The organism is Clostridium sp. (assembly GCF_036660475.1).
Lineage (GTDB): Bacteria > Bacillota > Clostridia > Clostridiales > Clostridiaceae > Clostridium_J.
Window position 1 is genome coordinate 103,741 of sequence record NZ_JAVXAO010000001.1, and the last position, 12,993, is coordinate 116,733.

General features: G+C 27.2%; 14 protein-coding genes. 2 read left to right on the forward strand and 12 right to left on the reverse strand.

The window, feature by feature from the left end; genetic code table 11:
- Positions 1–125: 125 nt before the first annotated feature.
- Positions 126–650 carry a nucleoside-triphosphatase gene (locus RSA29_RS00435; RefSeq protein WP_346941865.1) on the reverse strand — a complete coding sequence of 175 codons (525 nt, stop codon included), beginning with the start codon at positions 648–650 and terminating at the stop codon, positions 126–128.
- 623 nt (positions 651–1,273) lie between these two features.
- Between RSA29_RS00435 and RSA29_RS00440 the strand changes: the two genes are divergently transcribed.
- Positions 1,274–1,555, forward strand: a complete 282-nt coding sequence (locus tag RSA29_RS00440; protein WP_346941864.1) for a hypothetical protein — start codon at positions 1,274–1,276, stop codon at positions 1,553–1,555.
- A 431-nt stretch (positions 1,556–1,986) separates the two neighbouring features.
- On the opposite strand, the gene RSA29_RS00445 is transcribed toward RSA29_RS00440, so the two are convergent.
- The 4 genes from RSA29_RS00445 to RSA29_RS00460 form a co-directional block, all read right to left on the reverse strand.
- Positions 1,987–2,469 carry a hypothetical protein gene (locus RSA29_RS00445; RefSeq protein ID WP_346941863.1) on the reverse strand — a complete coding sequence of 161 codons (483 nt, stop codon included), beginning with the start codon at positions 2,467–2,469 and terminating at the stop codon, positions 1,987–1,989.
- 213 nt (positions 2,470–2,682) lie between these two features.
- Positions 2,683–2,823, reverse strand: a complete 141-nt coding sequence (locus RSA29_RS00450) for a hypothetical protein (RefSeq protein WP_346941862.1) — start codon at positions 2,821–2,823, stop codon at positions 2,683–2,685.
- Between the two features lie 169 nt (positions 2,824–2,992).
- Positions 2,993–3,211: a GNAT family N-acetyltransferase gene (locus RSA29_RS00455; RefSeq protein WP_346941861.1), complete on the reverse strand. Its 219-nt coding sequence runs from the start codon at positions 3,209–3,211 to the stop codon at positions 2,993–2,995.
- Between the two features lie 29 nt (positions 3,212–3,240).
- Entirely contained in the window at positions 3,241–3,708 is a 468-nt protein-coding gene (locus tag RSA29_RS00460) for an ASCH domain-containing protein (protein WP_346941860.1), read from the reverse strand.
- Positions 3,709–4,554: 846 nt separating this feature from the next.
- Here RSA29_RS00460 and RSA29_RS00465 point away from each other — a divergent pair.
- Positions 4,555–5,673, forward strand: a complete 1,119-nt coding sequence (locus tag RSA29_RS00465) for a PDDEXK nuclease domain-containing protein (protein WP_346941859.1) — start codon at positions 4,555–4,557, stop codon at positions 5,671–5,673.
- A gap of 187 nt (positions 5,674–5,860) precedes the next feature.
- Here RSA29_RS00465 and RSA29_RS00470 read toward each other — a convergent pair whose 3' ends face one another.
- The 7 genes from RSA29_RS00470 to RSA29_RS00500 all read right to left on the reverse strand — a co-directional run bounded on the left by RSA29_RS00470 (position 5,861) and on the right by RSA29_RS00500 (position 12,690).
- The gene (locus RSA29_RS00470) at positions 5,861–7,225 is read right to left on the reverse strand and encodes a HAMP domain-containing sensor histidine kinase (protein ID WP_346941858.1); all 1,365 of its coding nucleotides are present in this window, start codon (positions 7,223–7,225) and stop codon (positions 5,861–5,863) included.
- Positions 7,209–7,898: a response regulator transcription factor gene (locus RSA29_RS00475; RefSeq protein ID WP_346941857.1), complete on the reverse strand. Its 690-nt coding sequence runs from the start codon at positions 7,896–7,898 to the stop codon at positions 7,209–7,211. Before RSA29_RS00475 ends, RSA29_RS00470 begins: the two co-directional genes overlap by 17 nt.
- Before the next feature lie 84 nt (positions 7,899–7,982).
- Entirely contained in the window at positions 7,983–10,322 is a 2,340-nt protein-coding gene (locus RSA29_RS00480; RefSeq protein WP_346941856.1) for an FtsX-like permease family protein, read from the reverse strand.
- Positions 10,300–10,977, reverse strand: a complete 678-nt coding sequence (locus RSA29_RS00485; RefSeq protein WP_346941855.1) for an ABC transporter ATP-binding protein — start codon at positions 10,975–10,977, stop codon at positions 10,300–10,302. Before RSA29_RS00485 ends, RSA29_RS00480 begins: the two co-directional genes overlap by 23 nt.
- Before the next feature lie 216 nt (positions 10,978–11,193).
- Positions 11,194–12,054 (reverse strand): GNAT family N-acetyltransferase, encoded by an 861-nt coding sequence (locus RSA29_RS00490; RefSeq protein WP_346941854.1) that lies wholly within the window; start codon positions 12,052–12,054, stop codon positions 11,194–11,196.
- A gap of 160 nt (positions 12,055–12,214) precedes the next feature.
- Positions 12,215–12,478 carry a hypothetical protein gene (locus RSA29_RS00495; protein ID WP_346941853.1) on the reverse strand — a complete coding sequence of 88 codons (264 nt, stop codon included), beginning with the start codon at positions 12,476–12,478 and terminating at the stop codon, positions 12,215–12,217.
- A 14-nt stretch (positions 12,479–12,492) separates the two neighbouring features.
- Positions 12,493–12,690 (reverse strand): hypothetical protein, encoded by a 198-nt coding sequence (locus RSA29_RS00500; RefSeq protein ID WP_346941852.1) that lies wholly within the window; start codon positions 12,688–12,690, stop codon positions 12,493–12,495.
- Positions 12,691–12,993 lie beyond the last annotated feature (303 nt).

The following is a 12,993-nucleotide window of genomic DNA, read 5'->3' on the forward strand; positions in this document are numbered from 1 at the left end:
AATATCATTGAATGACGAAGCAAAAATACAGCATATTTATTTGAATAATACGGTATCTTCTTCAAAATCATTTAAATTAGCCAATTAAAAATTTTATCCGTTTCATGAAAACAATATTATATTTACTAAATTAATCCTTGTATTTCATGAAATATATTTTCTAAAATAGTATTTCTATTTTCGTTGTTTATTGAATAAATTTTAATCCCAGAAAGCTTTTTCATCTCATCTATATCAGGATGTTTATCATAAAAAATTGTTCCTATAACACAATTAGTACCACTAAGAATATTACCTATTTGCTGTTTAAATTCTGTTGATAACAATTGAATCGGCCCTATTTCATCAATAATGATTATTTTATTTCTACTAGAATAATTACTAATAGTTTGTAATGCAAAATCTTCAAATGCCTTTATATTGATTCCATATCTACCTATTCTAACATCACTTTGCAAATCAACATCCGCTATTCTTTGTCGTTTCCCATCTAAACTTACGCAATCAAATCCAATCCTATCAAAATCATTTCTTACTTCCTCAGTATAAAAACCTATGCAGTTGCATTCTCCTATCATTTGAACAATCTTCTTTAATATTGTGGTTTTTCCAATTCTAGGCTCACCTGAAAATAATACTTTATTGCCCATTTTATTCTCCTTATTATTAAAAATAATAGCACTCAAGTGGTTTACTATAATTCGGTTAATTATCAGCTTTACAGCTAAGTGTAAATACTCTATTTTTACTTTTTGTCTACTTTTTCATATTATATTTTTCAACATAAAGGGTAACTCTTAGTTTAATGCCATTATGAATTGATTGTAACATATTTTGTAAATATTGTACTGTTCAATTTTCAAAGACAAATTTAAATATTTATTTCGCTTTATCTACAAGTTAAACGCTAAACTATAAATTAAATTTTATATTTACCATTTAAAATTATCTTGGTTTACGTGTTTTTATGTTTTTATGTTTTTATGTTCTTAGCCCCATGTAGCCTTAGAGCCTACAATGTTTAGGGCCTCTAGGGAATTACTACTTTTTAGTCATCTGAAAATAAATAATAAGCCAAAGATGTGAAGAATTTTTTGGGCTCTGTTGACGCAGTGTAACACAAAATAGTCGAACATACTGACTTATTTATTTTTTAATATACCTTAGTCTAATTTTTAAAAATTAATTAAGTATTTTAGTCCTGCAACTCCAATTTTAAATTTTAAAAAGGATATTAATAAAGCATTGGATTAAAACCACAGTAGAAGAAGAGATGGCTGAGACAGCCATTAATATATTATCAGCAATGGAGGAGGAGCTTGAAACCATTGTTGCAAGTAATGCTACAATGTTAAAGGACATGAAAGAAGGCGCTAAGAAAAAAGGAACGCTTGAAGACAAACTTGAGATAGCTAAAAATATGAAATTAAAGGGTATAGATATTTTAACAATAATTGAGAATCGTCAGAGATGTCGGTTCTTTTTTGAAGTTAATAAAATTGCCTACCTGGGGGTAATTATATACTTTTTCAAAATCAATACATGTAATTTTTGACGCTTAAAGTACAACTACTTACCTAACTATATTTTACTATATTTCTACCATGTAGGGTTCTATTAATCTCATAATAGCTACTAGCCTTTAATTTTTCCCCACGTAAATCTATTTCCAAATAATTTAAATTCAACTGATAAATATACTTCGTTAAACATAGAAGAAAAGCTAGTCCATAACAAGTTTAAGTTAAGAGTTGAACCTGTTTATAAACTTGTTTTAAATAATAAAAAATAAGTTGACCGACCATACCTCTGCAAGAGGATCATGGATGCCAACTTACTTTTTTATGGTGTTTTAAATCGGTGGGAGCGTCAGCAAACTGTGGATTTGCAACGCTAATCAAATTTAATGTTTTGTACTTTATATGGATATATAAAATAAACACGAAGGCAAAGGATACAAATTTTTATCAAACGACTATCTACCAATTAAATAGTCTCTGATAGCCATTTCTGTAAAAAATAAAGATTGTTATTATAACTTATCTTCCATTTATTACCCTCTTTTTCTAAATTCATAGTATAATTGGTTACTATTTTTTCTTTATTATTATAATTATTACTTAGTGTGAATGAAACATAATAAGTATGATAAGTTTCATCAGTATTAGGAATTGACTCAATTTTAATATCAGTAATTTTAATATTTTCTATACTCCCTGTAAGCTTATATGGGTAACTTCTATCTGTATAAAATTTTTCATAAGCTTTATTTGTCATATATTTTTCAAAGATTTTAATGTCTGAAATATCATGTGTATTAACAGTAATCTCATTAGTATAATAAGTTTCCAAAAACTCAGATATACATTTTATTTCATTTGACTCATTATCTTTAGAAAATTGAGTAATCGTTAATAATGTAAATAATCCAACAAAAATACATATCCCTAAAACATAAATCTTTTTCATTAAAACATCCCCTTTAATTTATATTATCCATTAACAGTATTTTTATTTGCTTTAAATTGAATATATTGTATAATATTTAATAATTGTAAATATTATACAATATATATTCAAAATATGAAAGGTGTTTTAAGTTAATGAAAAAAACACTGAAAAGTAATCTCCAAATTTTCAGCTTCATTATGGGGTAGCGCCAACATTTTCGACTTAACTATACTAGGAAAAGAGATAGAACTCATAGTAAACTATTGATGCCTTTACAATATCAATTGCACTTAGTTTTGATAAGCATGTACTTATTGTTGATTCATCAACTTTAGTTATGTACTCAAAACAAGTTATTTCTTCTTTTACCATTCTTATTACCTCCTATTTAATTGCTGTGTATGCACACTCCTAAAAGTAATCTCTTGAATCAAATTCAGGACATTTTTTATATACATCTTGCATTATATTGCCCCCCTTCAAAGTCCTATTTTTTTTAGTTAGTGTACGTACTCTTTAATATTATATTTGAGTTCTAAATCTATAATTGCTTTTTTAATAACCAAAACTTTTCACATGCATTAGGTATTTGATTATCATCTACATTAGCAATGAGTTTTGTTCCATATCCTTGACCTCTAAGTTCTTTAATTATTCTGAAGGCACATAAGTAAGCAGTATGTATTCCATCAGCAAATTCACTATCTGATAATTTTTTAAAAACATATAGTTCCCCTACAATTTCATTGCCTCTATTCAATGTCCAAAATTCAGCAACAACTTGGAATTTTATTGACTAAATACCATTTTAAAATCTTCAAATATAACTGGCATATCTTCTGTAAATGTATAGCCTAATTCCTTTCCTTCACTAGAAAAGAAACTAATATGTCCTTTCCTCCATGACTCTAAATTTTCATCTTCGCCTTCTCGCTTGCATATATCAAAAGTAATATCTTTAAAAGGAATAATCATCACATTTCTAGTTTCTATCACACATTTAGGAATACCTTGCCAATCTGTCACAATGCTTAAATCTCCAACCTGAGGGATTCTATCCCCTTCAATTTGATATGCCAGCAAACTACTAGCGGTTGCTTGTTTTTGTCCTATAAGTACTAATCTAAGCAATTCATTTGCCCACTTTTCAGTTAATTCAAAATGAAAGCAATCTATGTACTTAGTATCTTTATCTCTATTTGTTTTCAATAAGAAATTTTCCCAAAATTCACTAATTTTTTTTGCTTTTTCACTCATACTTTTCACCTCTATAAATTTCTATTTAAAGTTCACAATTTGATACAACTATGTTTTAAAGTCATCCATATTATAGCATATTTTCAAATATAGCACTATTCAATTTTCAAAGATCAAATTTGAATGCTATTTCGATTTACCTACCAATTAGACTTTAAATTACTTGATTTTAGAAATCACCGTAGTATGGGAATATAAACGATATTTCAGAGAAAATAAAAACTTAATATTATAATTTAGTATTTAAAATAATCCATTTGTTCCAAAAACAAGATATAATATATATGTTGCAATTCCTAAATACACCTATAATGATGGTGTTAATATTTTAAAGAACCATCTTCAAAATGACAAAAATAACGAATTTTTAATTGATGATACCTTTAGAAGTACCATACCTGTAACTGGTCTTCATAGAGATTTTCCTAAAAATATACTGATGAATAATATATTTTATCTTTATTTAACTGTTAATGAAGGTGAATCAAAAAATTACGTTTTGGACCCTTTAACAGGTGAAATTTTAGAACTTGACAGAAATTATACTAATTAATATTAACCCATTTAACTAAATTAAATTTTAAATAGTTTTATCTCTTTTTTTTATGGGTATTTTCCTTGAATGGTGAATCAAAAATACCGCATATTTATTTTCTAAGATCAAATATTATTAATTGCACTTCCATATAATCAGATTGTTCCTGTAATTCCAATCGCCAAATTGGAATTTGTAGAGATGTACAATCTTTAATCTATTTTTATAGTTTATATAGTTAAGTTCAAGTTGATTATATTAAAGTATTGATTTATTATGATATAATCTTTTTGGTAAAGGATGTGTTTTATATGAAAGAAATTAGTAATGTTAATAATATAAATTATGTATACTCTGAAATAATAAAAGTAATAGATAGAAGCAAAAGTCGACTTGCTACTGCAATAAATTCTGAAATGATAATACTTTATTGGAGTATAGGGAAAATAATTAAAACTGAAATATTAAAAGATGTTAGAGCTAAATATGGAAAAGCTATAATAAAGGAACTTAGTAAAGAACTAAGTAGTAATTATGGGAAGGGATATAGCCAAGCAAATTTATTTAACATGGTTAGGTTATATGATACATTTGGCAGTTTTGAAATTTTACAGACACTGTCTGTAAAATTATCTTGGTCTCATTTGTTAAAATTAATAACTATCTCAGACACTCTAAAAAGAGAATTTTACATAACTATGAGTATAAATGAGAGATGGAGCATTAGGACTTTGACTGAGAGAATCAATTCAATGCTATATGAAAGAACAGCAATTTCTAAAAAGCCAGAAGAAACAATAAAGAATGATTTAAAATTATTAAATGAAGAAAATAAAATGAGTACGGATTTATTCTTTAGAGATCCTTATGTATTGGATTTCTTAGGGTTACAGGATACATATAGTGAGAAGGATTTAGAAAATGCAATATTAGCAGAGCTTGAAAATTTCATTCTTGAAATGGGAAGAGACTTCGCCTTCATGGGACGTCAAGTAAGAATAACAGTTGGAGATACTGACTACTATATTGATTTATTGTTCTATCATAGAAAATTAAGAAGACTTGTAGTCATAGAACTTAAATTAGGTAAGTTCCTACCAGAGCATAAAGGACAGGTAGAACTATATTTGAGATGGCTTAAAAAGAATGAAATGGCAGAAGGTGAAGCAGATCCAATTGCTATAATATTATGTGCTGAAAAAAGTTCAGAAGAAGTTGAACTATTAGAATTAGATGCTAGCGGAATGCATGTGGCAGAATATATGACTCAATTGCCACCTAAAGAAATGCTACAAGGAAAATTACATGCTGCTATCGAAAAAGCTAAAGAAAAGTTTGAACATAAAGAAAATACACCCTTAATTGATTCTATAGTAGATGAATACGATGAAGCTTTAAATGAGCTTTCTAAACAAGGTAGTAAAACATAAAATTGTTTACTACCTTTTCTTTATGTTTCTATAAATGACCTAATTGCAAAATTGGAATTTGTAGGGGAGTTTCTACCAAATAAAAAAACCGGCCCTGTAAATAATTTAGAGCAGCCTTTAGTCTTTCAATTTTGAATTTCTTTATAACAAATGAATAAACACTTAATCTTAATACATTTAAATAGCTTTAAACTTCTGCTATTAATCCAATTTTAAATACAACTTTTCCATTAACTAAATTTACATCTATAAAGCCTCTATGACCTTTAACTATTTCTTGGGTTATAACAAGTCCTAGTCCACTTCCTTCTTCTTTTCTTGATTTATCTACTTTATATAGCCTTCTAAAAAAATTATTTATATTTTCTTCTGTCAACATATTTTTCGTTGTATTTTCAATGTATACTATTCCATAATTTACACCTTCTTTAGACCCTTCTTTTACTACAATATTAATTGTAGTATTTTCTTTTGAGTACTTTATTGCATTGCCTATTACATTGTTAAAGGCCCTTGCAATTAATATTGGATCTCCATAAGTAAATATTTTCTTGTTGTCTATAATTTTATTAATAATTAAGTTTTTATTTTTTAAATTAATCTCTTCTTCATCAAGTAATTGCTTTATCATTTCATTTAAATTGATTGAAGTATTTTCCTTTTCTATATCCTTTGATGATAGCTTTGCATAATCAAAAAAATCATCTAACATAGTTTTTAATAAGTTCCCTTTTTTATTTATTGTACTTATATATTTTTCTAGTTCTTCTTCATTTGAATACACTTTATTTTGAATCATTTTAGAGTAGCCTAAAATAGTAGTTAGTGGAGTTCTTAAATCATGAGAGATGTTTGTTATAAACTGCCTTTGATTCATATCCTGAACTTGAAGCTCACTTGCCATATAATTTATATCGTCACCTAATGTTGTTAGTTCATTTTTATATTTTATATCTACTCTATTAGATAAATTTCCTTTGGCTATTTCTTTTACACCTTCGCTTATTTTTCCTATATACCTTACTCTTGAAGCAACTAGAAGAATAAATATTATAGCGGATAAAATAACCCATACAATCATCATCATTAAATCATTATATAAATAATTTTCATACATATATACCAATAATGTATTTTCATTAACTCTAATGATGTTTGTTGCTATATATTTTGTATTTGTATAACTAATATGTTTTCCTTCTCCTAGAGTAAGATCAATCTGTTTAATAGGGAATTTGCCATTATATTTTTTTACCATACCTGTATTATCAACTAAATAAATATTATCTCTTTCTAAGCCATTTTGATTTTTTGAAAAGATATCAAACCCTTCTTTTACCTTTTCTTCATTCTTACTATTTATATCAATAAAATTATTTAATACACTTATCCTATCTTCATTTCTGTTTATTGCTAATTTTTCTAACTTACTCTGACTATATACAATATCTCTATATCCATTAGCTATTAAGGCTGCTAGAATCCAACCTATAATAATTGAAATAACAATCCCTAGTACTAGTTCTCCCTTTAGTTTAATTCTCTTTTTCAACTTTATATCCAACTCCCCAAATAGTTTTGATGTATATTGATTCCTTAACCCTATCCCCTATCTTATCTCTTAAATTTCTAATATGAGTAATTACAGAATTATCATTTTCTATATATTCTTCTTTCCAAATAAGATTATATATAATTTCTGTAGTATATACCTTGCCTTGATTTTCCATAAGCAAAAGTAAAATATAAAATTCTTTTTTAGTTAGCTTTATTTCCCCTTCATCTTTTGTAACTTTGTATGCTTCTTTATCTATTATTAAATCCTTATATTTAATCTGTGAAGTTGGTAGTGTCTCCACTACTTTTGCCCTCCTTAAAATAGCAAGAATCCTTAAGTTTAATTCTACTAAATCAAAAGGCTTTACTACATAATCGTCACAACCTTTTTTAAATCCAATAACTTTATCTAATTGGTGTCCTCTTGCTGTAATCATTATTACTGGTAGCTCTGAAAAAGCTCTAATCTTACTTAAAGTTTCATATCCATCTATGCCTGGCATCATAACATCTAAAAGTATTAAATCTATTTCCTTACTTTTTAAAACCTCTAACCCTTCTTCACCTGTATTGCAAATAAAAATTTCATATCCTTCTTTTCTTAAATATTCTTTTACCATTATAGCTATATCTATATCATCTTCTATTATCAAAAGCTTATATTCCATTAATGTACCTCCTAATTTGGTGAATTTCATTTATCTTATTAAAATAGGCCTATGCTCTTTTACATAGACCTATCAATTATACCCTTAAGAATCTTCTCTAAGCAAATTCAATTCTTTTTTTCTAATAATATTTCTTATAGCAGGAGCAAAACTTACTATTGTAATTATTATTGATAATAATATATTAATTAATATAATTTCTATTGAAATTTCACCTGAAGCTTTAGTCATAATTGCAAAGAAAAATTTAATTATTAACCCATAGACTCCTAGTGATAAAACAGATGCTAACATTATTGTTATTGCCATTTTTACTACTTGACTCTTTATTATGAAATCTTTACTATAGCCTAGAGCTATTAAAATTTCTTCATCCCTTTCATCTTTACTACAATTCATAAAGACCATATTTATATTAAATAGTATTGTTCCCCAAAAGCATATAATAGAAAGTACTCTAAATACCTTTAAAAAGCTTGATATATAAACTGCCATCCTGTCTCCCATATCAGAAATAGCTACAACAGTGCTATTTTTTAAGTCATCCATAAAACTGCTGCTTTTAGCTTGTACTAGGAATCCAATATCTTCTCCTAAAGACACATTTTCTTTCAATATAGATAATGTATTTATTCCACCTGACTTATATACACCTTTTACTCTTTCTTTTATTATACCCTTGTCTGTTTCAATTTCTAAAATATCTCCAATATTAATTGCTGATCTATCTCTTAAATCATCTGTAATAAGAATTCCTTCTTCTCCCTTAAAAAGATCTTCACCATATAAAATATTATAGTTTACACCATAATCTTCTTTATTTATTTCATTTATTGTAACTACCCTAAATCTATCATTAAATTTTTCATTTAGTATCTTGCCATCTATTGATGAAGATTTTATAAAGCCTTGTATCTGACTATTAGCTTTAAGTATTTTTTCTATCTCAAAGCTATCCATACCTTCTATATAATAATTATAAGGTAGAATACTTTCCAAAGAGCTTTTATAATTATTTTTTATTGAAGCTTCTAAGTTAAATCCTATTAAAACAAACCATAAAGTAATAGTTAAACTCATCAATATTAGAACAAATGATAAGAATCTATTCCTTATTACCTTAAAGCTATAAAATATTAAATTACTTTTAAATGGTAGTTTAGAAAATACTTTTATAGTAATTGATGTTATTATCAAAAATATTAATAGTAACGATATTATTATTAAAACTCCACCAATATTTTCTATAGTTCCACAATATATAGAATATAAAATTAAAAGTATTGGTATAATGAAAATACTCCATATTAAAATTCTTCTATTTTGCTTTTTTATCTCTTCTTCATCTTCTCTAATTATTGCCATTGCTTTAATTCCATCTATAATCTTTAATGCTATTAATATTAGAATCAAAAAAATAAGTCCATTAAATAAAATACCTTTTATCATAAGTAAGAAGCTATCATTGCTAATGTTCTCAACTATAATCCCTCCATACTCTAAAATCCATTGAATACTTATATAACTGACTAATCCACTAATTAGAATAGGTGATAATATCCAAATTGAGAATTCTGCCATAAAAGCTTTTTTAATATCTATTGATTTAAAGCTTAGTAACTTTAATATAGCTATATCCTTTTTTCTTTTCATTATAATCATTAAAGTTGTACTAATTATTGCTAAGGCTGAAAAAATATATCCTACAGTACTTAAGATACTTAAAACTACCTTCTGCAGCATTGTTTCATCTCTATTTTCAATCTCTACATCTTCAACTGTTTTATACTCATTAGAGGGATTAATTTTCACTAAATCCTCATTCAAACTTTTTATATCTTCTCCATTAATGTTTATAAATGTAGTTCCCTTAATATTTTCTAATGCACTCTTTTTATTAACTTTTCCATATCCTAATAGTTTAGCATCTCTATCAACAGCTGAAGCTAGGGTTTCTATAGCTTTAACCTTATATTTAAATTTCCCATTACCTCTAGTATCTAATTCTATGTAATCGCCTATTTCTACCTTTAAGCTATCTGCTAGTGTACTTTGTAAAATTATTTCATCATCATTTAATGAGTAGTCACCAATTGCAATTGTTCCCATTATATAGTTACTGTCTTTTTCATAATAGCAATTTTGAAGAGTGCTTTCCTTTACTTCAAAATTTTCTTCTTTTATTTCATTTACCTTTTCATAAAACTCATTTGGTTGATTACCCCTAACAACTATACTTAAATCTCCACCATTAATCTTTATTAAATTTTTCTCTATATAGTTTTGATTTTCTGCATTAATAACAGGAATTATTAATGAAATACTTGTAGCAATCAATATTGATATGGCAGTAAATAAGAAAAGTAGTTTATCCTTTTTTATCTTTTTTACGCTATATATCTTAAAGATGTTTATCCATTTCATACAGTTCACCATCCTTTAAGAATATTTTCTTCTCACCTAAATTTCCAATATTTTTATCATGAGTTACTATAATTAAGGTACAACCAATTTCTCTTTTTATTTCTACTAATAGTTCTATTATATTCTTACTATTAGTGGAGTCTAAAGCCCCTGTAGGTTCATCACATAATAAAAGCTTTGGCTCATTAATTATAGCTCTAACTACGGATACTCTCTGCGCTTCCCCACCAGATAATGAAGTTACTTTTGCGTAATATTTATCTTTTAATCCAACTTTATCTAATAGTTCTTTACCTTTTTTAACCTTCTCTCTATAACTCTCCTTAGAGTTACTTGCTATGACTATATTTTCAATTACATTAAGAGAAGATATTAAGTTAGGATTTTGAAACACTAAAGATATATTATCCCGCCTTATGGAGTTTATCTTTTTTTCATTTTTGAAACTTACTTTTTCATCATTAAAGTAAATTTCTCCCGTTGTATTGTCTGTTAATAGGGCTATTATTTGTAATAGAGTTGATTTTCCACCTCCGGATGGCCCCATAATAGTTATAAATTCATTGTTTTTGATTTCTAAATTAATATTTTCTAATACTCTCTGTCTAATATTTTCAACTTGAAACTCTTTTGTTACATTTTTTAATTTAATCATTATTCCACATCCTATCTTTTATCTACTACTATTATTTTATATCTCAATAGTTTAGATTTAATGGAATAAAAATAAAGAAATAATAAAGATATTAAAGTAGATAATTGAATTAACTACTTTAATATCTTTATTAATAGTATCTACACTACAAATTCTTTTATATAAAATACAACTTGTACTCCCCGACAAATTCCTATTTATCACTTAGATTTTACATTAAATATTCATAGTATTTAGTGTATGAATATTTTTGCAAGCAAATTCTTCAATGTACATTTCTTTAAAACCTAGACTGTCATATAATTTCCTAGCATTATTTCCAATAACACACCATAACACAACTTCATTATAACCACGATTATATATTTCGTTGCATAAATACATAACAAATTTTTTTCCTATGCCACGTCCTTGTAAATCTGTCCTTACTGATACGCTCCCAATTTCATTTCCTTCTAAATGTCCATGTCCAGAAATTTCACCATTTTCCAAGTATGTAAAACGATTAGCTACATCAAAATTCCACTCTTGTCGATTTTTTTCACTTGGCTGTTCAATCTCAGAATCAGGGAAATCTCCTACTTTAATACGCATTTCATGAAAAGCTTCTGCATACAAAGCATGACTTTGTAAATAGTCTTCATCACTATACACCTTTATTTGAAATTCGCCAATTGGAAACTTTCCTTCTGTATGCTTCATATAAGCACTTGAAAATTTCCGCTCATAACCTAATCTCCTTGCAAACCTTTTTGACACCTCGTTATCTGCATGAAAATTTGTCATGATTTTGCCTGTTTCTTTATTTAGTTTATTTTCACCATACTGGACTATAGATTGTCCAATTCCTTTATGCCGATATTTTGGTGCCACAAATACATTTAAGCTAGACATCTTTTTTCCTGATATTATTAGTGCTACTGCAACAATTTTGCCTTTCATGTATACCACTATCAGTGTTCTAGGTTTATTCTGCAATGCCCATAAAAACTCTTCACTTGTTTCAATATCTTGAAGTAACAATACCATTACCTCATCATACTCATTTTCACTTATTGACTTATACAGAAGTTCCATTTCTCTTTAACCCTCCCATTATTACCCAATGTTGTCCTTTTGTTATTTTTTTGGAACTCGAAGAGTTTCTACCTCTACTGAGTTGGCTTGTATGAAAAATAAGAATTAAAACACAGTGAAATTCACTTCTGAATTAATACGATATCCTGGTTCCTTGATTTTATTTTCTCTCTACAATTTCACCATTACTTTTCAAAATACTCTTCTCTGGAATATAACCTCTTACAGAACTTAATGGATAAACAATACTATCTTTTCCTATTATTGTCCCTGGGTTTAAAACTGAGTTACATCCTACTTCAGCTAAATCGCCTACAATTGCACCAAATTTCCTTAAACCAGTTTCAACAATATCTGTACCATATTTTACTTTTACTAATGTTCCATCAGACTTTAAATTGGAGGTTATTGTACCTGCCCCCAAATGGGCTTTATACCCTAATATTGAATCACCAACATAATTGTAATGGGGAACCTGCGCTTTATTCTTTCAAAATCCCTTGGCAGACTTTTTGCGTATTCAAAAATGAAATCCTTAATTTCTGTAAGAGCTTCCCAAGGATACTTAACCCCTTCAAATATGCCTCTTGCATCTAATTCTTCAATGTTTAATAGTTCGTTTACAGAAACTTTCATTATAATCCTCCTCTGATTTATTTCGTCATACCTACAACTACACTCCAAATCAATTTGTTTTATCCATATTATAGCATATTTTCAAATATAGCACTATTCAATTTTCAAAGAACAAATTTCAATACTGTTTCGCTTTACCTGCAAATTAAATGTTAAACTATAAATTAAATTTTATATTTGCCATTTAAAGTTATTTTGATTTACGTATTTTTATGTTTTTATGTTCTTATGTTTTTATGTTCTTAGCCCAATGTAGCCTTAGAGCCTACAATGTTTAAGGCCTCTAGAGAAATTTTATATTTA